Source organism: Proteus sp. TSJ240517, assembly GCF_047921575.1.
Classification (GTDB): Bacteria; Pseudomonadota; Gammaproteobacteria; order Enterobacterales; family Enterobacteriaceae; genus Proteus.
Map to the genome: position 1 here is coordinate 118,417 of NZ_JBLRMH010000009.1, position 23,703 is coordinate 142,119.

The 23,703-nt window shown below is 37.2% G+C and carries 19 protein-coding genes; 11 read left to right on the plus strand and 8 right to left on the minus strand.

What is annotated here, in order from left to right; translation table 11 throughout:
- Positions 1 to 447 precede the first annotated feature (447 nt).
- The 5 genes from rpmH (at position 448) to mnmE (ending at position 4,331) form a co-directional block, all read left to right on the plus strand.
- Complete coding sequence (gene rpmH / locus ACNARN_RS15375; RefSeq protein ID WP_004246509.1) at positions 448 to 591, plus strand: 50S ribosomal protein L34; 144 nt, start codon at positions 448 to 450, stop codon at positions 589 to 591.
- 17 nt (positions 592 to 608) lie between these two features.
- A complete protein-coding gene (gene rnpA / locus ACNARN_RS15380) occupies positions 609 to 968 on the plus strand; it encodes a ribonuclease P protein component (RefSeq protein WP_071788569.1) in 360 nt (119 codons plus the stop codon).
- Positions 932 to 1,192 carry a membrane protein insertion efficiency factor YidD gene (gene yidD / locus ACNARN_RS15385; RefSeq protein WP_072070482.1) on the plus strand — a complete coding sequence of 87 codons (261 nt, stop codon included), beginning with the start codon at positions 932 to 934 and terminating at the stop codon, positions 1,190 to 1,192. Before rnpA ends, yidD begins: the two co-directional genes overlap by 37 nt.
- Positions 1,193 to 1,194: 2 nt before the next feature.
- On the plus strand, positions 1,195 to 2,835 hold the full coding sequence (gene yidC / locus ACNARN_RS15390) for a membrane protein insertase YidC (RefSeq protein ID WP_023583364.1): 1,641 nt from the start codon (positions 1,195 to 1,197) through the stop codon (positions 2,833 to 2,835).
- Positions 2,836 to 2,966: 131 nt separating this feature from the next.
- Complete coding sequence (gene mnmE / locus ACNARN_RS15395; protein WP_196533655.1) at positions 2,967 to 4,331, plus strand: tRNA uridine-5-carboxymethylaminomethyl(34) synthesis GTPase MnmE; 1,365 nt, start codon at positions 2,967 to 2,969, stop codon at positions 4,329 to 4,331.
- A 353-nt stretch (positions 4,332 to 4,684) separates the two neighbouring features.
- Here mnmE and ACNARN_RS15400 read toward each other — a convergent pair whose 3' ends face one another.
- Positions 4,685 to 5,254, minus strand: a complete 570-nt coding sequence (locus tag ACNARN_RS15400; protein WP_198620291.1) for a PIN domain-containing protein — start codon at positions 5,252 to 5,254, stop codon at positions 4,685 to 4,687.
- Positions 5,254 to 5,706, minus strand: a complete 453-nt coding sequence (locus ACNARN_RS15405; RefSeq protein WP_416304646.1) for a helix-turn-helix domain-containing protein — start codon at positions 5,704 to 5,706, stop codon at positions 5,254 to 5,256. Before ACNARN_RS15405 ends, ACNARN_RS15400 begins: the two co-directional genes overlap by 1 nt.
- A gap of 666 nt (positions 5,707 to 6,372) precedes the next feature.
- On the opposite strand from ACNARN_RS15405, the gene ACNARN_RS15410 reads away from it, so the two are divergent.
- The 3 genes from ACNARN_RS15410 (at position 6,373) to ACNARN_RS15420 (ending at position 10,055) form a co-directional block, all read left to right on the plus strand.
- Complete coding sequence (locus ACNARN_RS15410; protein WP_109373355.1) at positions 6,373 to 6,834, plus strand: DUF1097 domain-containing protein; 462 nt, start codon at positions 6,373 to 6,375, stop codon at positions 6,832 to 6,834.
- Positions 6,835 to 7,141: 307 nt separating this feature from the next.
- Positions 7,142 to 8,071, plus strand: a complete 930-nt coding sequence (locus ACNARN_RS15415) for a metallophosphoesterase (protein ID WP_109373354.1) — start codon at positions 7,142 to 7,144, stop codon at positions 8,069 to 8,071.
- Between the two features lie 22 nt (positions 8,072 to 8,093).
- Entirely contained in the window at positions 8,094 to 10,055 is a 1,962-nt protein-coding gene (locus ACNARN_RS15420) for a hypothetical protein (RefSeq protein ID WP_198620290.1), read from the plus strand.
- 60 nt (positions 10,056 to 10,115) lie between these two features.
- Here ACNARN_RS15420 and ACNARN_RS15425 read toward each other — a convergent pair whose 3' ends face one another.
- The 5 genes from ACNARN_RS15425 to ACNARN_RS15445 all read right to left on the minus strand — a co-directional run bounded on the left by ACNARN_RS15425 (position 10,116) and on the right by ACNARN_RS15445 (position 17,690).
- On the minus strand, positions 10,116 to 10,910 hold the full coding sequence (locus ACNARN_RS15425) for an energy transducer TonB (RefSeq protein ID WP_198620289.1): 795 nt from the start codon (positions 10,908 to 10,910) through the stop codon (positions 10,116 to 10,118).
- 27 nt (positions 10,911 to 10,937) lie between these two features.
- A complete protein-coding gene (locus ACNARN_RS15430) occupies positions 10,938 to 13,988 on the minus strand; it encodes a TonB-dependent receptor domain-containing protein (RefSeq protein WP_416304647.1) in 3,051 nt (1,016 codons plus the stop codon).
- 41 nt (positions 13,989 to 14,029) lie between these two features.
- Positions 14,030 to 15,394 (minus strand): surface lipoprotein assembly modifier, encoded by a 1,365-nt coding sequence (locus tag ACNARN_RS15435; protein WP_368927769.1) that lies wholly within the window; start codon positions 15,392 to 15,394, stop codon positions 14,030 to 14,032.
- Positions 15,395 to 15,579: 185 nt separating this feature from the next.
- Positions 15,580 to 16,380: a Slam-dependent surface lipoprotein gene (locus ACNARN_RS15440; protein ID WP_198632485.1), complete on the minus strand. Its 801-nt coding sequence runs from the start codon at positions 16,378 to 16,380 to the stop codon at positions 15,580 to 15,582.
- 422 nt (positions 16,381 to 16,802) lie between these two features.
- On the minus strand, positions 16,803 to 17,690 hold the full coding sequence (locus ACNARN_RS15445) for a LysR family transcriptional regulator (protein WP_198630096.1): 888 nt from the start codon (positions 17,688 to 17,690) through the stop codon (positions 16,803 to 16,805).
- A 225-nt stretch (positions 17,691 to 17,915) separates the two neighbouring features.
- Between ACNARN_RS15445 and umoA the strand changes: the two genes are divergently transcribed.
- Complete coding sequence (gene umoA / locus ACNARN_RS15450; protein WP_416304648.1) at positions 17,916 to 18,452, plus strand: UmoA family flagellar biogenesis regulator; 537 nt, start codon at positions 17,916 to 17,918, stop codon at positions 18,450 to 18,452.
- Between the two features lie 255 nt (positions 18,453 to 18,707).
- On the plus strand, positions 18,708 to 19,571 hold the full coding sequence (locus tag ACNARN_RS15455; RefSeq protein WP_416304649.1) for an ATP-grasp fold amidoligase family protein: 864 nt from the start codon (positions 18,708 to 18,710) through the stop codon (positions 19,569 to 19,571).
- Between the two features lie 71 nt (positions 19,572 to 19,642).
- Here the strand turns inward: ACNARN_RS15455 and fdhD are convergent, their stop codons facing one another.
- The gene (fdhD, locus tag ACNARN_RS15460) at positions 19,643 to 20,473 is read right to left on the minus strand and encodes a formate dehydrogenase accessory sulfurtransferase FdhD (RefSeq protein ID WP_416304650.1); all 831 of its coding nucleotides are present in this window, start codon (positions 20,471 to 20,473) and stop codon (positions 19,643 to 19,645) included.
- A gap of 178 nt (positions 20,474 to 20,651) precedes the next feature.
- Between fdhD and fdnG the strand changes: the two genes are divergently transcribed.
- On the plus strand, positions 20,652 to 23,699 hold the full coding sequence (gene fdnG / locus ACNARN_RS15465; protein WP_416304651.1) for a formate dehydrogenase-N subunit alpha: 3,048 nt from the start codon (positions 20,652 to 20,654) through the stop codon (positions 23,697 to 23,699).
- Positions 23,700 to 23,703 lie beyond the last annotated feature (4 nt).

The following is a 23,703-nucleotide window of genomic DNA, read 5'->3' on the forward strand; positions in this document are numbered from 1 at the left end:
CAAAGGCGTTCTAGTGTACTTGAGTCGTCCTACAAATAGCAATTGGGGATAACTTTCTCTTTGCATAAATATCTCTTTCTTATAGTAAGTGATCAAATATCTCTCATTTGATCCGCTAAAGATCCTTGCGCTTTCACCGTGAGTCCGTATAATCTTGCACCCTGCGTGCTTGTACCAACAAAGTCACTTATTAAGACTTTTTTAGGTCGCTAATAAGCGTACTCGTTGCGCATAAGTCAGGATTGATTATCGGGTTTGCTAAAAAAGACGACAAAAATCGGTACTTAAAGCGTCATCTTCATTGACGCATTTGAGTGATTTTATTACAATCCCGCATCTTTCCATCATTGATGCTGCGATTGAAGTACTGGTTTGTTTATTTATTGCACGCCTGTCTGTCAACGCATTTGCTGAATCAGTAATTATATTAAGTAGGTAGAAATCGCCATGAAACGCACTTTTCAACCGTCTGTACTGAAGCGCAACCGTAACCACGGCTTCCGCGCTCGTATGGCCACTAAAAATGGTCGTCAGGTTCTGGCTCGCCGTCGTGCGAAAGGCCGCGCTCGTCTGACCGTTTCTTCGAAATAATAAAAGCTAACCATTCCGTGGTTAAGCTCGCTTTTCCAAGGGAGTTACGTTTGTTAACTCCCAAGCATTTCAATTTTGTTTTCCAGCAGCCACAACGTGCGAGTTCTCCAGAAGTTACTATTTTGGGTCGCCAGAATGAGCTGGGGCATCCCCGCATCGGTCTAACAATCGCAAAGAAAAACGTTAAACGTGCTCATGAGCGCAATCGTATTAAACGATTAGCCCGTGAATACTTTCGTTTACATCAGCATGAATTACCGCCGATGGATTTTGTGCTATTAGTAAGAAAAGGGGTTGCTGAACTTGATAACCATCAATTGACGGAAGTGTTGGGTAAATTATGGCGTCGTCATTGTCGCTTGGCTCAAAAGTCCTGATCTTGCTGATTAGGGGCTATCAACTGGGGATTAGTCCTCTGTTGGGGCCTCGTTGTCGTTTTAATCCTACGTGCTCTCATTACGGAATTGAGGCATTGCGCAGGTTTGGAATGATAAAAGGTAGTTGGTTAACAGTGAAACGCATATTAAAATGCCACCCTTTACACGAAGGTGGTGATGATCCTGTCCCACCTAGAAAAAACGACGATAACAGAGAAAATTAACGATGGATTCGCAACGCAATCTTCTATTCATCGCTTTGCTGTTCGTTTCTTTCCTGATCTGGCAGCAGTGGGAGGGTGATAAAGTTTCACAAAACACCACCACTACCGCACAGGTCTCGCAACAAGCGGACGTGCCAAGCAGTGATAGTCTTGCTGTAACTGGTAACAGCAATGAGCAGGCAAAATTGATTACCGTAAAAACTGACGTACTTGATCTTCGCATCAATACTCAGGGCGGTACTATCGATGAGGCTGATTTGTTAGCCTATCCCGCCGAGCTTAATTCGACAACACCTTTCCGTTTACTGGAAACTACACCACAATTCCTGTATCAGGCTCAAAGTGGCTTAATCGGCCCAGATGGTCCAGATCAGAAATCTCGCCCAGTTTATAGTGCTGATAAAAATGAATTCGTACTTGGTGAAAATCAAGATGAATTACGCGTACCTATGACTTTCGTAAATGAAGAAGGCGTAAAATTCGTCAAAACCTTCATTCTGAAGAAAGGTCAGTACGATATCGGTATTGATTACAAAATTGAGAATACAACAGATAAAACATTGACCATGAACTTCTACGGTCAGTTAAAACAATCTGTTAAATTGCCAGAAAGCCGTGATACAGGTAGCAGCAACTTTGCGCTACACACTTATCGTGGTGCGGCATACTCATCAGATGAAACCAACTATAAAAAATACAGCTTTGGTGATATCGAAGATAAAAACTTATCTATAACCACCAACAATGGTTGGGTTGCAATGTTACAACAATACTTTGCAACAGCATGGGTTCCTTCTAAAGAGAGTCAGAACAATAGCTTCTACTCAATCACTTTAGAAAACAAATCTATTGCTCTGATTGGTTATAAATCAGCACCAGTGACAATTGCACCAAATAGCAGTGCTGATATCAGCTCAACATTATGGGTTGGTCCTGAAATTCAATCAGAAATGTCAGCCATTGCGCCACATTTAGACCTATCTGTAGACTACGGTTGGTTATGGTTTATCTCTCAACCACTGTTTAAACTGCTGAAATTCCTTCACAGCTTTATCGGTAACTGGGGCTTCTCCATCATCATGATCACCTTTATCGTTCGTGGTATCATGTACCCGCTGACTAAAGCGCAGTACACCTCCATGGCGAAAATGCGTTTACTGCAACCAAAACTGGCTGCACTGCGTGAACGTATTGGTGATGACAAACAACGTATGAGCCAAGAAATGATGGCGTTATACAAACAAGAGAAAGTGAATCCTCTGGGTGGTTGTTTACCACTAATTATCCAGATGCCAATCTTCCTTGCGTTGTATTACATGCTGATGGGCTCTGTTGAATTACGTCATGCGCCATTTATGTTATGGATCCAAGACTTATCTGCGCAAGATCCGTACTACATCCTGCCATTATTAATGGGTGTGACAATGTTCATCATTCAGAAACTGTCTCCTACAGCAGTGACTGATCCGATGCAACAAAAAATCATGACCTTTATGCCGGTTGTGTTTACTGTATTCTTCCTGTGGTTCCCATCAGGTCTGGTTCTGTACTATATCGTCAGTAACTTAGTGACCATTATCCAGCAGCAGTTAATTTACCGCGGTCTGGAAAAACGTGGCTTACACAGCAGAGACAAAAAATAAGGTCACATGAGGAAAAACCTCTTCCTTGGTTACATTCAAAGGAAAGTGACATAAAATAGCGAAGGCGGTCTACAATGACCGCCTTCTGTTTTTTTATATTGATATGATTATTCTGATTAAGCGAGTACACCATGCATAGCACTGATACTATCGTCGCTCAGGCCACACCTCCGGGAAGAGGCGGTGTTGGTATCCTACGCGTTTCTGGCCCTAAAGCAGCACTTGTGGCACAAACTGTCTTAGGTAAATTACCTAAACCTCGTTATGCCGATTATCTGCCATTTCGCAATGATGATAACTCCGTGCTTGATCAGGGTATCGCTCTTTTCTTCCCAAATCCGCACTCATTTACAGGCGAAGATGTTCTAGAACTACAAGGTCATGGCGGCCCCGTTATTCTGGATTTATTACTAAAACGTATCTTACAAATTCCTGGTGTGCGGATTGCCAATCCAGGTGAATTTTCTGAACGCGCATTCTTAAACGACAAACTCGACTTAGCACAAGCCGAAGCCATTGCTGATTTAATAGATGCCAGCTCAGAACAAGCGGCACGTTCAGCGATTAATTCATTACAAGGTGCATTCTCCTCTCATATTAACGAGATGGTAGAGTCATTAACTCACTTACGCATCTATGTTGAAGCGGCCATTGATTTCCCTGATGAAGAAATTGATTTTCTTTCTGACGGTATCATTGAAGGAAAACTTAACGCTGTTATTGCAGAATTAGATGATGTTCGGGCTCAAGCACGCCAAGGCAGCTTACTGCGTGAAGGGATGAAAGTAGTTATCGCGGGTCGCCCTAATGCGGGTAAATCAAGCTTATTGAATGCATTAGCAGGCAGAGACGCGGCGATTGTTACGGATATTGCTGGTACAACGCGTGATGTATTGCGTGAACATATTCATATCGATGGTATGCCTTTGCATATTATCGATACAGCGGGTTTACGTGAAGCCAGTGATGAAGTTGAACGTATTGGTATTGAGCGTGCTTGGAAAGAGATTGAGCAAGCAGACAGAGTGTTATTTATGGTTGATAGCACCACAACTGATGCAACAACCCCTGAAGATATCTGGCCTGAATTTATGGCTCGTTTACCAAATACCTTGCCTGTTACTGTTATTCGTAATAAATCAGACTTAACGGGTGAGAATGTTGAGATCACGGCTCAAGGTAATTACCCGATGATCCGCTTATCCGCACGCGATGGAATGGGTATTGAATTGCTGCGCGATCACCTAAAAGAAGCTATGGGTTTTAATAGTAATACTGAAGGTGGTTTCTTAGCGCGTCGTCGCCACTTACAAGCCTTAAATACCGCAGCAGAGCACTTACAGCAAGGTCATGAACAATTGGTTTATGCAAAATCAGGTGAATTATTGGCAGAAGAGTTAAGACTAGCTCAACAAGCGTTAAGTGAAATCACTGGTGAATTTACCTCTGATGACTTATTAGGCCGTATTTTCTCTAGTTTCTGTATTGGGAAGTAAAGTAACTCATCAATCAGAGAAATGTGGTGAAATCCTTCAAAACAAATCAAAATAATTAGTTGTTTTCAATGAAAATTATTTATTTTTGATTACGAAGCGGTTTTACTGCATTTCACATACTTTTATTCCGTTTTACTAAAAGTTGATCCCTATTTCCTCCCAGTCAAGCTGATAGAGCCGTCAAGTTCATCATAAAATCACTTTTCGGTGGCTTTTTGATAAAGTAAGTATCCCACCGCTATCATCGGAACGCCCTGATGATATAAAGAAATGTTTTTTTTGATTGCTTTTCAATCTGTGAGTCGTATTTTGATCAAACATGCTTGGTGATCTTGATTATAAAACTATTTCTATTAAAGCATAAGCTTAAAGTTCTTTAATTTTGAGACGAAACTTGGAAGTTTCTGCTTTTGCAAGCAAGCTAAAAACTCATCTTGAGTCATTGGTGGTCTTTTCAACGAACCTCGTTGTTGCTGGGCAGCCTTGACGCAAGCACTGCTATCTAGCTCAAACATATCACATAAAAACTCATCTGGATGTATTGCAGAAAGACCTAGCGGATCAAGCTCCGTTGTAGGGAAGTCTTTTAGATTGAAGGTGATGATAGACTCCGCTCGTCCTTTAATAGCAGCGGCAACAACATGTCTATCATCAATGTCTGGCAAGGTTAAACCATCAACCAATGACTCATAACCTTCAACTAAGCAGTCAGGTACATGAGCGTTCATTAACTGCTTGGTTCTTTCTAGCCGCCCAAGATCGGCATCTGGGTTGTTCTTGATAAGATTACGAATCCATTCATCATGTATTTGCTCTGTCCATCGTGCTCTGAATAGCCCAGTGTTGGATAAATACATTAGGTAACTGCGAAGCGGAGCAGGATACATAACACATGCGTCTAAAATCACCGTATATGATGTCATTAATATCCCATATCCATTTCTTGATCTAATGCGGATAGTTCAGCAAGAGCTGCCAGTCGGTTTTCTTCTAAACGGTTTTTGTATTCCATAAGGTCAGCATAGGCTACCTTCCTACGGTTACCTGTGCGACTAAACGGGATCTCTTTAGAATCTAACAGCTTAATAAATGTAGGACGAGACATATTTAGCATGTCAGCACCTTCTTGCGTTGTTAGTTCAGCATGAATGGGTGTAATGCTAACAGAGTTACCCTGACCTAATTGAGTAAGCACCTCAATCATCATATTTAATGCACTTGATGGGATCATGACTTCATGAGTCTTACCTAATTTATCGATAACATTGATCCTTTGAGCTCCGCCATTGGTTTCCATTACGGCTGACAACTCTTGACTACCAAGCTTAGCCAGCGCAATTTCTTCAGCGCTTGGTAATTTTGTAATAGTATTCATCGTATTTCTCTCTAGTTTCAAATTTAGATTATACAAATCAGTACATCACAACATTATCCGAAATATTCGAAAAAGTCAATATTCGAAATATTCGCAATACCAAGAGAGTTTACTGCATGAGATATCCCTAAAAACTTACCTCCAGAAGCGATTCGTTCCTTTCAATAAAGGGTTCTTCATGGTAAAACCTAACAAAAGGTTGCACTCCACATCTGCGCCAATAGCTTTCTAACACTTTGAGTGGTTTTACATTTTTAGTTTCTGTATCGGGAAGTACTCACTAAGATTGACCTGCTATACCGTGTAAATATGCTTTTAACGGTTATAGCAGGTAAATAATAAGCGATCGACATTGCACTTGGTAACGAATTTTTTCAACAAAGAGCAAATTAAAAAGAATTCACTTATTTTCTTTTTACCTTTTATATTCATATTAATAAATAATAATTGTTTATTTGTTTGCTAATTAACTAATTATTTCAACAACGCAAACGTTTACTTTATCTTCTTTATTTTTTCTAATAAAAATAGATTTTAAATATCGCATAAATACGCATCTTAATTATGCTTTTTAATGATCTAAATATAGTAAATCAACTAATGATAATGCTAAACTTCGTTTTTAGTTAACTGGGTAAATATCCCCCTTTTATTTAAGAGTCTATCGTGAGAACGCTTTACTTTACTGCACTGACAACAGGCATTCTTTCTGCCATTTGGGCATTTGTTGCTAATCAATTTGACTTATTAAGCTGGGCTGGCTTTTTAGGTTGTACCGCCTATTTTGCTTATCCTAAAGAGGGTATTAAAGGATTAGCCGTTACTATGGCAACCATTATGAGTGGCGTAATTTGGGCATTGGCGATTATTTATGGTAGCCAAGTCTTTAGTGATATATCTATTTTTGGGTATGCAGTAACAGGTGTTATTGCCTTTGTGATGTGTATTCAAGCTAAAAGTGCATTACTTGCTTATATCCCCGGTACATTTATTGGGGCATGTACAATATTTGCAGCACAAGGGGATTTAGCTCAAACTATCCCTTCATTAATCGTTGGTGTTTTATTTGGTTATTCGATGAAAATGAGTGGGCTTTGGGTTGCCAATAAATGGCCGAAAACAGCGTAATTTATTTATGCTAACGCAAATCTAAAAGCGGTGTTTAGTCATGCTAAAGCCGCTTTTTTATCTCCTCAAAAGACATTATCTAAAATCAATCTAAGGTATATCCATAAGCGCTAATATTGATATTTTAAATTAATTTAATTAGAAGATAATTTATATTTAAAAAATCATATATTGGTCATTTAAAATGATAAAAATAAAGACATTTGTTATTAAAATTATAATTAACTAACAATATTTAATATTGTGCTTATTTTAAATTTCCGTCAAAAAATAAAGGGAGAAAAACACATTTAAAAGGAAATTAATTATGAGTGCAACACAATCAACAAACTACAATATTATCGTGATGTCAGATCCTCAGCCTTGGAGGCTAGACTTAGATAATAATGATCCTAATGATGATCAATCTCGTTGGGAATCAACGATAAAAAAAGTAAGGGATAGTATTCAATTATTACACCATGAAAAATCTTTTGTTTTTGGCATTATTAATGGTGATTTGACAGAGTTTGGTCGCCGTTATCAACGTGAAAGTTTTCGCTCTTTTTTTGCCCCTTCCCCCTTAGGGTTTATTACTTATGTTGGTCTTGGTAATCACGATTATCAAAATAACGTGGGTGATTGCTCTGAACCCAGTAATTCTGATTTAAGTATGAATGCTTGTGCGCGAGGCATGGTATTTGATATGCATTATCGTATTGAAGAATACCGTGGTTATTCGACTTCAGGTAATTTTAGATATGACAGTAGCGAATATTCAGGCAGTAAAGCGTATTCGTGGGAATATGGTGATATTCATTTTGTCCAATTACAAAATTATCCCACTTATCATGTCGTACTCGACCACTGGGCAGCATCGACTATTAATGTGACAGACTCTATTGATTGGTTAGAAAAAGATTTAATCCAAGCACGGAATCGCAATAAAACTATTATTTTAAACTTTCATGATGGTCACCAACATTTTCCTGAAAACTCCTCACAAGAAGAACTCTCATTCTTTAAATATATGCTTGAGCATTATGGCGTGAAAGCGGTGTTCGTCGGCCATACGCATTATGTTGGGCAAGATAACCGTTATGGTGGTAGTGAAATATTTGGTGATGTTCCCGTTTATAACAGTGGCGCTTTATTTAAAGGGGATTACTTATCTGTTGGAGTTAATGGCTCACAACTCTCTATTGCTGTTTATAACGGACTATCAGGACAACCTCAATTAATCGAACAATGGAACTAATTTTAAACAAGGAGCGTTTGTTATGTATTTAAACCCATTAAAAGTCGCCATTAGTCCTTCATCACTACCCGCAACACAGCCATTAATCTGTATCGACTACCAAGAACTCCAAGAAGGTATGTTGGATATGATTAACCGTAACAGTAATGTCTTACCCACCATTGTAGATAAATTCAATGAGCAAGATCCTTTAAATGCCCCCATGATTGTAGGGCAAACCGTCATCGGGCATATTATTGGCTTAATCCCTGTTGTCGGTGGTGCATTATCAAAAATCACCTCTGCGCTCTTTGGTTTGATGAATAAAAATATGAAAGATAGTTCGTTAGCTAATCAAATTATCGAACATGTCTCTCGTATTATTGACGCTAAAATCGCTGATAATAACGTTAAGATAATCAAACTTACCACAGAGGGAATATCTGACGTTTATCAGTTATTTTCTGATTCACTTGCTCGTTATCTTGATCCCACAATGCGTTATTCGGCTCAACAAAAACAAGATTTACGGGAACAAGTACTCAACCGTTTTGATGATGTCATTACTACTATTGTTTCTCAACAACCCTTAGTATTAAATTTAGCGCAATCAGCAGGCTTACCTTTTTATTGTCACTGTTGCGCCCTTTTTGTTGCGGCACACTACGATATTCTCACCAATAAAGATAAACTCGAGTTAAGTGATAATTACTTTAAAAGCAATCTAAAAACATTAAGAGAAAGTATAGATAAATTTAATAGTGCTATTCACACTACAATTTATCAGCAAACCTCTGGTGTATTTAAAGATGATTACAATAAAAGTAATACCTTTTTATCTGGTATTTATATATCAGGATTATCTTTTTATCAGACTTGGATAAAAAAGAGTTTTGAAATCGAATTTAACACTCCTTTTTCTCGTTGGAATAGCTTAGAGCTATATGGAAACGATTATAGCCATGATCCTAAAATCAGCTATTACAAAGCTTATTTTGATATAGGCAAAGATATATTACACCGAACATCAATGTTACAGAGTATCGAAACCTATTCTCATATTGATGCCGTTATTCGTATTAAACACAACTACTTAAGTATTGAAAAAATAGCAGATAGTTCTCAATATGAAGGCTGTTATGGTGTAACCGGTGATAGCCGTGATGTATTAAAAACAGAAACCTTTTTTACGCCAGATAGCAGTAAGTCATATTTATCACCCAATCAAATTTTACCTTCTGTACGTTATATTTCTGACACCCCTTGGGGCGCATTACACTATATGGTACTTGATGACGTAAACAATAATAGTTTTACCATTGGTCAAGGCGGTCGCGAGAACAAGTCTTATCTCAATATTCCTGGTTACTGTTTTAATGGCGTAAACCTTTATTTAAGCCGACATAATGGCAAACAATGCCATGATGATTCTGGTGCTTGGCTAACAGAATCGGCACCTATATTCCGTTTTTATGACGGTTATGCATCTCTTACGCTAGAAACTAAAAACCACTTACCAATACCACAAAAAAGTTACGAACTGGATTTAAATCATGGGTTTGATACGCAACTAAGTAAAGCTCAGTATGGGTATAGTGATATGCTGGTAGGTAAAAATTGTATTTTGTTAAATCAAGAAGCCTATTTTTGCTTGCCTTCAGAAGAAACTATTGGAAAAACAGATAATTCACAAAAAATGAAGGTGTTATTACAGTGCGCAGCTGAAAGTGAACAGTCACTTTCGGTTTCAGTGAGAACAGGTAATGCCATTAACGGTACCTTAATTGCTTCAAATACATTTTCACTTGGCCTAAATCAGGACAATGTCGTTTATAAAATAACGCCTCTACTTAATCATCCAGTAACAAATAACAAAGCCTATTTTCGTACTTATCAGCTTGAATTAGACTATTTATTCATACGTGAAAACGAATCCAATCTTTATTTTTATTTACACTTTTCTAAACCTGATACGGTATTAGCGGATATTACTGTGCTGTTTTAGCCATCAATTCTAATAAAAACACCTAAGTCAAAATCACGCTTAGGTGTTTTCGTTAGCTCATTAATTTAATTGAAAATCTAATGCAACAATTAAAGGGTTCAATAGGCCTTCGGGTTTAGGGCCAATGGGTTTTACGCGTTTAACCGCCGCAATGGCCGCATTATCAAGAGAAGAAATACCTGAAGTACTTTCTATCTCAACCCTTGAAACCGCACCTTCTGATGTTAGTGAAAAACTCACCACTACCTGACCTTCATGTTGCATGCGACGCGCTTGTGAGGGATAACGTTTATGGCGCTCTATTTCTCGACGCAGTGAACTAATATAGTGATTGTCAGATTCACCTTGCCCTATCCCTTTCTCGCTTAATGCGTGACTTCTTCCTGCTAACGAGCTTGCAGTATGTTGCGTTAAGCTTTCTGCCGATGATTCAGATGTCGTTTGTGCTATTTGGTTTTCTAAATCACGCTGTTTTATTGGCTCTACTTTTTTTTGTACCACAGGCTTTTTCACTGGTGTGATTGGTTTTATGGGTATAGGTTTTTCTTTGGGTTTTTCAGGTATTTTCTTTGGTGCTTCAACAAACTCTCCTTTTTCTGCACTGGGTAAAACAATGGGCGTTTCTTGAGGTTCCGTTTCCACTAAAGGCTCCGGCACGACTGTCGATTGTTGAGGTGGTGAAAATACCACTTGATAGACAGATAATGTATTTTCTTGTTGCTGATGAATATGGTGCGCACTTTCTGTCATAGAAAGTGAACGTAACACCCAACTTAATATGGCGATATAAACTAACGATATCCCTATTAGCCAATAATAAATATTAAACGGATGCCTGACAGAAAGTGCCAACATAAATAAAAGCTCCTTACTCTCTTTTAATTAAAATTGTGCAGTCACACCTAATCGGAACGTTCTTCCTGGTGCAGGCATACCTGATCGCGTTAATGGATCAATGTAATATTCGTTTAATAAATTACTGCCCGTTATTTCAAAAGATAAATTAGGACTATATTGATAGTTAATATAGGCATCAACGGTAAAAACTTTTGCCCAACGCATCGGGTTATTATTTTGACCGTACATGTCTCTTGGTAACTTTTCTTTTAGCCATTTTTCATCTTTATTTTCTACTTCTGATGAATAGAGCCAACGGCTTCCAACTTCTAATTTATTATCTAGCCAACGAGTCCCTAAATGTAAATTAACTGAATATTTAGGTTGAATAGAAGTACGTAAAAAACCTCCAGGATAACCACCCGTCATACACTCTTTAATCCCTAATAACCCAGAAGGATCATAGTTACTAAAGGCATTTTTATCGCACACCTTATTTTTATGACTGTACACAAGAGCAGTATTCATAAAAATAAAACCGTTATCAAAACGTGCTTGAACTTCCAACCCTTCTAATTTTTGCTTTTCAAATTGCCTAATTTGCCAATTAGCATCTCTATCAAACACATTTTCAATATTGGTATAAAAATAATTTATTTTAATATCAGCATGGCGCTCTATATTAAGCCAATCGGTCAAATCAAACACAACACCAAACTCTGTACTTTTGGCTCGTTCTGGTTTTAATTTAAAGCCGTAATAACGGGCTTTTGACCCTGAAAAACCACTGGTGTCTTCAAATAAATTAGGTAATCGCAGTTGCTCAGTATAACGCCCATAAAAACGTAATATCTCGTTGGCATACACCGTCGCAGAAACTAGAGGTGAAAATGCCCCATGCTGATAGCTAGGCTCCGGTGCAAAATTATCTTTATCATCATCAAGATAAATAGGGATTGGCTTTGTCACACCCATTTCATATTTATTAACCCATTTACCTGTAATTGGGTGAACTACTTTTTCATCCATATTAAGATAACCGTTTAACAAAATATTATTACTTTTTAATAACTCTCCATTTTCATCAAACCCCCAATATAATAACTCTGTTTTCATTGGGATCATTGTAGTAGAGTTAACCACAATATTTTCATTTTCATCTCGGAGATATTCTTTATTTTCAAAATGTACTTGTTTTGAAGTTTTTATTATACGATTAATTTCTTTTTTTATATTATCAGGTAATTCTTCATAGTCTGGATGAGTTAATTTATATTCTTGTACTCCCCTTCTTTTTTCTCTAAGTTCAGAATTTCCCATTATTCTTTTATATTTTTCTGGTAATTGTTTTTCCGTAATTCCACATAGAGCACCAATTAAATAACACTCTTCCTGTGTCAATGTTCTGTTATATCTTACGATATATCCTCTAACAGAAGGCGTTCTCTCATAACCCTTTACTTTATTTTTCCGCTTATTATTTAAAAAAGTATCTGTTAAGTGATAATAGTGATATTTGCCGCCAGCAGTAATGGCTAACCAAGAAAGCGGTTTCCAATCTGTGGAAAGGGCTAAATTAATTTCATGACGTTGCCCGCCACGCCCTGAGGTAACAAAATCAAAACCTGCAGGTAAGTCTAATTCATCACTATCTAATTTTTCAAATTGATAATGACTGGAGAATGAAATGGAAAATTGGGGTGATAATTTAAATATCGAAGATAAATCAATACCGTAACGGTTATTTTCTTGATACAGAGAAGAAGTATCAATAAATCCAGTATCATAACTGAGTTCCCATTCGGTATTTCTATTAGCAAACGAATCAACTTTTTTTGGCTCTCTTGGCTTACCACCACGAGTATTGGTATGTCCTGTGGTTAAATTTCCCCACAATCTTAATAATAAATCTGCTTGTTTATCTTCTGGTTTATATTGATAAGTTAATACTCCTGCTTGTTGTGTAATATTTCCTAACGGCCATTGATTTACCAAATTTTTATCATAGCGAACCCAACTTAAACGTGATGGCATAATATCGCCAAACAGTAAATCTGTGTATCGGTAATTAATGGAAAAACGGTGCATTGATTCAGGAAATAATGTTCCCTTAACTAAAATAGAGCGACTGCGATTGGAAGTGTTCGGTGCTTCATTATTTGGGCGATAAATATGAGCAATAAAAGGCAAATAAGGCTCAAAGTTTCTTCCCCCATCTTTTACATGAACTGATTCAAGTAAATCCTTATCTGTTTCACTATAATTTCTAGCATTTCTCTTTCCTGCAAAGTAATTTCCTTTTTCTCGTAATGCATAAGCAAATAATAAATTAAATTTTTCTTTTTCAAAACCTACCCCAAGACGAAATGAATAATCTTGAAAGTTTTGTATTTTACTTTTTTGAGGGGTGATTTCTAAGGCAGGATCAATAATGTAAGCATTTTGCTGATAGAATTTCGGATAATAGCGATAATCTTCAATCATATTTGTATAAACTTCTTTATACCGTGTAGCGTTATTACTAATATCTCCTTTAAAATTAATACCAAAAGAGTCACCGATAGGCACAATATCACGAATATCTAAGGTTTTTATGGCTATACCGCCACCAATCCCTGTTTTCATATCTGGGGTTAATGAAGGGCCTTTTTCAATATAGATACTACTAATCAAATTAGAATCAATATAGTTACGATTAGAGGCACCACTATAACCACGATAAACGGTAATCGCTTGCTCTGTCCCATCAACAGTAACAGGAATTCGCCCTTGCCCTTGAATACCGCGAATATTTGGATCAAGCGCCCCACCATTACGCGCTTCACCACTATAAACTCCAATTGCGCTTTTTAGTAAGTCCGCTGGCGATACCCCTTGATAACGCTCTAATAGTTCTTTGCCTAAATAAACATTAGAGACATCTTTTTCATAAACTTGAGCATACCCTTGTTTATCTTTTTCTTTATTATCTGAAATCTGAATATGACCAAGATCGGTTTTATCTTCTTTGGCTTGCAGATAAAAACACGGGGAAAATAGCGAGAGAGAAACGAAGATTGAAACAATTTTCCGCTTTCTAAAAAGCATTATATGCATTGTTTTACCTATTCAATTGATAAAGGAAGTAACTTATTTAATTAAAATTGTTTTTCTAATTTAAATAACACTTCATGTTGCTGATACTGATATAACCAATCCACATTGCTTAATCTTCGGGTATAACGTAATTCTATTGCGGGATAAAACCCTAAAATAAAGGGTGATTTATTTTTAATATTGGTTGTAAAAACAAAGCTATTATCTTTTCTTCTCTTTTTTAATAAAGGGTTATAGTTATTAAAGTGTTTAAATTGATACTGTAAAAAAAGAGATATATGCCAATCTTCTAACAATGGATAATAAACACCTATTTTTATACCATACAGCTGATAATTTAATAAAGTGTTTTTTTTACGACCTAATTGATAATTTAATTGATTAACTAAATGAACTCTATTATTTAAATAATAGTTATGATTAGCACTATAACTAAGTCGCTGACTATTTAAATTATTTAACGCTTCTTGATATTTCTTTATTTTATAATCTACACTTAAATTAATAGTTTGCTTTTTATTAAAAAAATAAAAAAATTGTGTTTCACTTCCCCATGCTTGATATTCATATTGAGTTTGTGATTTTTTTATTTCGTAATAAGGTGTTATTAACCATTGATATTGAGGCTTTTGATAGCGATAACCCAATTGTGTATATAATGCAAAAAAATTAGCGCTACGGTGGGAGTGATAATCTATATATCGTACATAATTATAAGAAGAAAAAGTATGGTAAGAATAAATGATAAAAGGCTGATAAAAAGAAAAATAATGAGTAAGGCCTGTTGATGCAATGGGTTTAGCACCTCTTAGTGTTATTTTTCTTTGAGTGGAATGCGAGATGATTTGCTCAGGTAAATCAGGAGCATGGTTAATATTATCATCATAAAAGAAGCTAAGTTGATAGAAACGTTGGCCTTGAAAATAAGAGGCTAACTTAACCCTATAAAACTCAATAGAGTGGATAATATCTTTAGATAAATCAACCACATTGCTCAGTTGATTAAGTTGTACTTGTGCTTTTTTATATTCTCGCAAATGAAAATAAAGCTGAATTAGCCCTGTTTGAGCTGGGATAAAATCGGCTTTTTGTTTAAGTTGCTGCTGATAATAAAATTCAGCATTTAAAAAATCGCCTCTGTTTTGTGCCAGTAACGCCTTTGCATAATTGACAAGTAAGACTTCATATTGAGGCAGCTGTTGATAATAAAGCAGTAATTTTTCTGCTTTCTGCCACTGCTGTTGTTGCAAATAGTGATAAAGTTGCTGACCAATTTCCGCGACACTTCTTTTATAAAATTGCTCACGCAATAATTTATCATTATTTTCTATCGCCATACTATTCAATGATAATAAAATGAGTAGTAAAGCCAATAACCGTCTTATTAAAAGTCGATAATAATTCATGGTATATCCTTATAATAAAAACCGACCTATCCCTTAAGATTGGTTTATTTTTGATAAAAAAAAACAGATAACCCTATACCAGATTATCTGTTGCTAACATTTAGCTTAATGACCACTAATACCACTTTTAAAAGAATTAACCGATTGTATTACCAAACAAATTTATAATATTATTTTTGAAAAAATTAAGAAGCATCCGTGCTTGCTGTTGTTTCTTCACTTTCACTGCTATTTTTCGTACCACCAAAACCGATATCTTTTGTGTGATCCGAACTAAACACCACAATACCCGCTAACACTTCTGCGCTTTCACCAAAGAAAGCACCTTCAACAACCCCTGATGTTGTGCCTTCTTTCGCATCTGCAGAAAACGTTACTTGGTTATTTGCGGTATAAAGATTTCCACCTTCTAACTCAACTGTGCGTTGGCTATTCGCTAATGAACCTTCGATTTTCTTTTGTGAAAAATCAACATCAAACGTACCTGAAAGTAGGTTACTACCAGTGTATTGACTCATACCAGTTACCGTATAAGTCGCACTATCTGTCGGTAATGTGGTTGTCACATCTTTACCGACATAATAGGTTTGATGTGTCGCATCCGTTGCTGATGTTGTTTTTGCCCAGTCACCAAAATAGACATTAGCATCCGTGATTTTAGCAAAATGAAAAACACCCATATTACTGTGACTTGCAGGAGAATTAGCATTAGGTTGGATAGTATAAACACCATGAGTATCCGCTCCACCACTCATTCTTGCTGATGTTAGCGAAGCAAAACCAATTTTTTTTCCACCTCCTACGGTACTAATACCAACACCCGGTTCTCCACCTGGCATTTGATGATTGCCATGTTGCATGGGATCACTTGCCCCCACTTCCATCGTCGTTAATGGCCCGCTTTGATTAGAATGGATTTCTGCTTGTACAGCATGAGTGCCCATTAATATAAACAGTGCACCCATTAATTTATTCAGTTTCTTCATAATAATTTCCATATTATTTGTTTGAGGGTGTGGCTACTTATTATAAATAACAAGTAGCCACTTACAGAGATATTCATATTTTATCTTTACAGCTTCACTTTCGAATATAAAGCTTGCTGTTTCTGGCGTAGGTAATATTAAATAAATCGTTTTTATTGTAAATAACACATTTTAATTAAAAAGATTTTAATTAACCCTACTTATATGAGGAGAATTAAATTAATTAAATGATTTAACTTAATTTTTTATTTAAACACATAAAAAAACAACAAATATTCCATGTTTATTTTTGTGAACAAACTCGCAATTATTTATCTTTATTTCTTTTAAAACTAATTAATATTTATTAGGTATCTTAGCTTTATTATAAGTTATATATTGAAAATATAATCATAATTAAAATTAAAACCTTTTTTTATTCATTATATTTTATTTATTTCCTCAGAAATTATTTTTATAAAAATATCACGATCTTTATTCTGAATATTATTATTCCAAATAACACCTATTTTCCATTGTGTATACAAACCCGATAGCGGCAATAAAGTGACTTTTTGCTTGTCACAAATAAGTTCTGCATTTTTAGGCACCAATGCCATTCCTAATCCAGCAGCAACTAACGCTAACTGCGTTTGAATATCTTGCGATTGCTGTAATACACGGGGTTTGATTTGATGATGCTGCAAAAAATCATCGATTTGTTGATGCAGTTTTTTTCCTTTTTCAGGCACCAACTGAATAAGCCCAAGCGTATTAAAGTAGTGTAATGGATCATCATCAACCTCTAACACCCGAATAGTTTGCGTGGGGATTGCTAACATCAATCGCTCTTGTACTAATGAAATACCTTTTAATGGCGCTGTAACGGGTAAGCGTGAAAATGCAAGATCAAGCTCACCTAAAAGCAACTTATCTTCCATTTTGTTAGAAGGCATATCATCAATATGGACGGTAATATCAGGGTGAGCGTGATTAAATTTTGCCAATACTGGTGTAATAAAATTTAATGAGGATAAACTCAATCCTGCATAAAGTTCTGCTTTTTGGGGTTCACTTAATTGACGAGCCTGTTTTTCTAGAACTCGAGCTTCTCTCAAAACTGATTGAGATTGATTCAGTAAATACTGACCTTCAGGCGTTAATTTTGCACCATGACGTCCACGTTGAAAAAGAGTGATACCTAATTGAGATTCCAGCGTTTTTATTTGTTTAGTGAGTGCCGGCTGGCTAATACAAAGCTTTAATGAGGCTTCACCAAAATGTTCTGTTTCCGCTAAAACAACAAATGCGTTCAATAAACGTGTATCCATGATTAATCATTAATCCTACATTATTTTCCTTTATTATTATTCTAACATAAAATAAATAAATAAAATTAATAACCAAAAAATGCATTGATAAGCACTTATTCTTTACTTTTGATCACCTTTTGGAATGAAATAAGATAACAGCTAGAAATAACAGGGTTATACATCTCTGTTTCACGGAACAAATACCTTATTTTTTGGCATCATAATGGCAATCAAGGAGTATTTATGTCTGCTAAGTCCCTATTTATAATTCTTTCATTATTAGGATTATCGTTCTCTTGTTATTCAGGAGATGGACTGGTGGATAGAACATGGGGATCTTCTAGGCTTGATACGCAAAGTTATCGACAAGCATTAAGACAACCGACCGCAACCTCTCGATATACTCTTTTTAATATCACGCCAGATATGCCTGTTCCAGGTGGTGCAAGCCATTCTGATCCTCAAGGTATCCGTTATATTGCAATGAAATATGGCCCTTATGGTCAGCCTGAACACTATAAAACCTACCAAATTATGTTTTCTCACTATTCAAATAGTAGTACAAAAAAAGTTCGCTATTTAGGTGAGTTATATACTGTTGTCGGTGATATCTATTTAATTGATCCTTTTGCAACAACCAATGAATGGCAACGTGGTCGTAGCCAAATCGTTGAAGAGTACTATGAGATATTAGATACTCACGGAAATAGAACCGGCAAAGGATTACGCTTTAATAATTGGGATAAACCAATTCATATAACTAAATGGTCATCAAATTAATATATTCTTAATCAATATTCCTTTTTATTAACTCTCTCTTAATGTCGTCATTTTTCCTTTTATTAAAATAAGTATTTTGAATATTAACCCACGTTAATACTTTCTAATTTTATATAAATAAAAAATATCAGCATATCAATAACTGACATTATTCTCTTAATTTCTATTTAATTTAATTATTTCTTTAGATAGAAGTTTAACTCACAGAAAAATTAGTTTTTATTTCACTTATCTATTTAAAATAATCATTAGCTTATGAAAATCATAGAATACTACTTCAAACAGTTTCGAACTATCGCATTACCTGATCGAGTGTATTTAAAGAATAAGTTTATTCGTAACTTAGGCTATCAACCAAACTTTAAAAAACCAACGTCACTTAATGAAAAAATCAATGCACGTATGTTATTCGATAGAAACCCAATTTATACGCGCTTAGCAGATAAAATCAAAGTCAGAGATTATGTAATAGAAAAGATTGGCCCACACTATCTGGTTCCTATCATTAACACCTATTCTCATCCTGATGAAATCGATATCACTCAACTTCCTTCACGTTTTGTACTCAAATGTAATCATGATAGTGGTAGTACAATTATCTGCCTTGATAAAGCAACGTTTGATTTTGAAAAAGCAAAGAAAAAGCTTCAATTTCATTTAAAACGTAATCTCTATCCCGTCACGCGTGAATGGCATTATAAAAATATCAAAGCTCAAATCATCTGTGAAGAATATATTGATTTATTTGACACACAAAATCCAATGATACCAACGACTTGTCGTCTTCACTGTTTTAATGGTCAGCCTCATTATGCTGAAATTGATCTTTCTGATACCAAAGGGAATGAGTATATAAATGTATATGATACAAATTGGCAGTTACAACCCATCACATTAGAAGCGCCCAACACACCAGAACTGGTTGAAAAACCAATTCAATTTGAAAATATGTTGCAATTAGCCACTAAAATGGCAAATGACTTTAATTATTGTCGAGTTGATTTTTTAATGTCTGAGAATAGGCTTATCTTTAGTGAAATGACCTTTACCCCAAATGCAGGACGTATCCCCATCAAACCTAAAGAGTGGGATTACAAGTTAGGGGCATTGTGGCCATAAAAAAGAAAAATTAAACAGGTGCCAATCGTTACATAAAAAGATTACACCTGTTTTTAAATTTTTCATTTTATTTAGTCAGTCAGTCGTTGTGGATGAGTAAAGACCGTAGCTCTTCCGCGACGGCAAAACCCCACCAGCGTAACATTATATTTATTAGCAACGTCAACCGCCAAAGAGGTCGCAGCAGAAACAGCAAATAAAATTTCTGCACCACACATAGCCGCTTTTTGTACCATTTCATAGCTTGCTCGGCTTGAGACCAATACCGCGCCTTCATACCACTTTTCTTGTGCTTTCATACCTAAAAGCTTATCAAGTGCGACATGACGCCCGACATCTTCACATCCTCCTTGCATTTCACCTTCTGGCGACAACCAAACAGCAGCATGTGTACAACCCGTTAGCTCACCGATTTCTTGAACGGTTGTCATCTGCTCTAAGGCTTTATCAAGATTTGAAAGTGAGAACGTTTGTGTAAAAGGTAACGGTGCGATAGGTCGGAAAATCTCTTCTAGCTGTTCAGTTCCACAAATACCACAGCCAGTACGTCCTGTCATATTGCGGCGTCGCTCTTTTAATCCCATAAAGCGTCGGCTTGATAATTCAACTTGAACTTCAATGCCTCCGTTACAACTTTCCACAATTTCAATACTGCGAATTTCATTAGAAGACTCTATAATGCCCTCGGATAAAGAAAATCCGACAGCGAACAACTCTAAATTTTTAGGGCTTGCCATCATAACAACGTGAGAGATTCCGTTGTACACTAATGCAACAGGAACTTCGAGTGCAATATAATCGTCTTCTTGTATGCTAAGCGATCCTTTGTGTTGCACAATTGTTTGATCTATGCCAATGATTACACGTTTAGTTAACAATTTTGTCGATTTTGTTTCATCCATAAGATGAATTCCTAAATTTATTAATACATAATAACAATACGGGTAAAACGATTTTACACTACCTATCAGGCAATGAACCTGATCCTATTAAGGATAATAGGAATAAAAAAACAATCAGCTCCATTTTCGTGAAGAAAATCAGAGTCAGTAAAAGCAATGTATGATGAGGAGAGACCCCATGCAGGTCAGCAGAAGACAGTTCTTTAAGATCTGTGCTGGCGGTATGGCAGGTACTACAGCGGCGGCGCTCGGTTTTGCACCAGCAGTTGCGCTAGCAGGCTCACGTCAGTATAAATTACTGAGAGCCCGCGAAACCCGCAATACCTGTACGTACTGTTCTGTCGGTTGTGGACTATTAATGTATAGTCTGGGCGATGGCGCGAAAAACGCAAAAGAAACAATATTCCATATTGAAGGTGACTCAGACCATCCAGTAAACCGCGGTGCATTATGCCCTAAAGGTGCTGGTCTTGTGGATTTCATCCACAGTGAAGGTCGTTTAAAACACCCTGAATACCGTGCACCCGGCTCGGATAAATGGGTAAAACTCTCATGGGAAGAAACGTTTGATCGTATTGCGCGCTTAATCAAAAAAGACCGCGATGCCAACTTCCAAAAATTCAATAAAGAAGGTGTTGAAGTCAACCGTTGGTTAACAACGGGTATGCTTTGCGCCTCTGCAGCAAGCAATGAAACTGGGTTTTTAACTCAGAAATTCTCAAGAGCTCTTGGGATGCTGGCTGTCGATAACCAAGCGCGTGTCTGACACGGACCAACGGTAGCAAGTCTTGCTCCAACATTTGGTCGCGGTGCGATGACCAACCACTGGGTTGATATGAAAAATGCCAACCTTATCGTTGTTATGGGCGGTAATGCGGCAGAAGCACACCCTGTGGGATTCCGCTGGGCTATGGAAGCTAAAATCCATAATAACGCCAAGCTAATTGTTATTGATCCTCGCTTCACCCGTACTGCGGCTGTTGCGGATTTCTATACGCCTATTCGTTCTGGTACTGATATTACGTTCTTATCGGGCGTTATCTTATACCTGCTCGAAAATAAGAAATATCAAAAAGAATACGTTGAGGCCTATACCAACGCCAGCTTGATTGTCCGTGAAGACTATCATTTTGACGATGGTCTATTCAGTGGCTATGACGCTGAAAAACGTAAATACGACAAAACCACTTGGAACTACGAGATAGATGAAAATGGTTTCGCAAAACGCGATACCACATTACAACATCCTCGTTGTGTCTGGAATCTGTTAAAACAACACGTTAGCCGTTACACGCCTGATGTAGTTACTCAGATTTGTGGTACACCAAAAGATGATTTCTTAAAAGTCTGTGAATATATTGCTGAAACAGCAGCGAAAGATAAAACAGCATCTTTCCTGTATGCATTAGGCTGGACTCAACATACCGTTGGTGCTCAAAACATTCGTACCATGGCAATGATCCAATTACTGTTAGGTAATATGGGTATGGCTGGTGGCGGTGTTAACGCACTACGTGGTCACTCCAATATTCAAGGCTTAACTGACCTCGGCCTATTATCTCAAAGCTTACCAGGCTATATGACGCTGCCTTCTGAAAAGCAGACTTCATTAGAAACCTACTTAGCTGCAAATACGCCAAAAGCGACAGTACCGGGACAAGTTAACTACTGGGGCAATTATCCTAAATTCTTCGTCAGCATGATGAAGACATTCTATGGCGATAATGCTCAACGTGATAATGATTGGGGCTTCTCACTATTACCTAAGTGGGATAAACCTTACGATGTTCTGCAATATTTCGAGATGATGGATAAAGGTGAAGTTAATGGCTATATCTGCCAAGGCTTTAACCCTGTTGCCTCATTCCCGAATAAGAACAAAGTTATTCGTTCATTATCAAAACTGAAATTCCTTATCACTATGGATCCGCTAAACACTGAAACAGCGTGTTTTTGGCAGAATCACGGTGAAGAGAACGACGTTAAAACAGAAGATATTCAGACCGAAGTCTTCCGTCTACCAACAACCTGTTTCGCAGAAGAAGACGGTTCTATCGTTAACTCTGGTCGCTGGTTACAGTGGCACTGGAAAGGCGGTGATGCACCAGGTGTTGCTATCCCTGATGCTGAGATTTTATCTGGTATTTTCCATCGTTTACGCCAACTCTATAAAGAGGAAGGCGGTGCGATGCCAGAACAGGTGTTGAATATGACTTGGGATTACTTTGATCCTGATAATCCAACATCTGCAGAAGTTGCACAAGAAAGTAATGGTAGAGCATTAGTCGATTTAAAAGACGCTGATGGCAATATCATTCTGAAAAAAGGTCAACTGCTTAGCTCGTTTACTCAGTTACGTGATGATGGTACAACAGCAAGTGGCTGTTGGATCTTCGCAGGTAGCTGGACAGAGAAAGGTAACCAAATGGCTAACCGTGATAACTCAGATCCATCAGGGTTGGGTAACACATTAGGTTGGGCATGGGCATGGCCTCTTAACCGTCGCATTATTTATAACCGCGCATCGGCAGACCCACAAGGTCAACCTTGGGATCCTAAACGTAAATTAATCGAATGGGATGGCAGCAAATGGACAGGTATTGATGTACCTGACTATAGCAACGCTGCACCAGGTTCTGATGTAGGGCCATTTATTATGCAGCCGGAAGGTATGGGACGTCTGTTTGCTATCGATAAGATGGCAGAAGGTCCATTCCCTGAACACTATGAGCCAATTGAAACACCATTGGGTACTAACCCACTGCACCCGAATGTGGTTTCAAACCCAGCTGCGCGTATCTTTAAAGATGACTGGGAAGATATGGGTAAAGCCGAAGATTTCCCATATGTCGGTACAACTTATCGTCTGACAGAGCATTTCCACTTCTGGACTAAGCACGCGCGCTTAAATGCGATTATTCAGCCACAACAATTTATTGAAATTGGTGAGCGTTTAGCCGCAGAAAAAGGCATTGTTCAAGGCGATACCGTTAAAGTCAGCTCAAAACGTGGTTATATCAAAGCCAAAGCGGTAGTCACTAAACGTATTAGAACCCTTGATGTTGATGGGCGCAAAGTGGATACCATTGGTATTCCTATTCACTGGGGCTTTGAAGGTGTTGCAGTGAAAGGCTTTATTGCGAATACGTTAACGCCATTCGTGGGTGATGCGAATACACAAACGCCTGAGTTTAAAGCGTTCCTTGTTAATGTGGAAAAGGTGTAAGGAG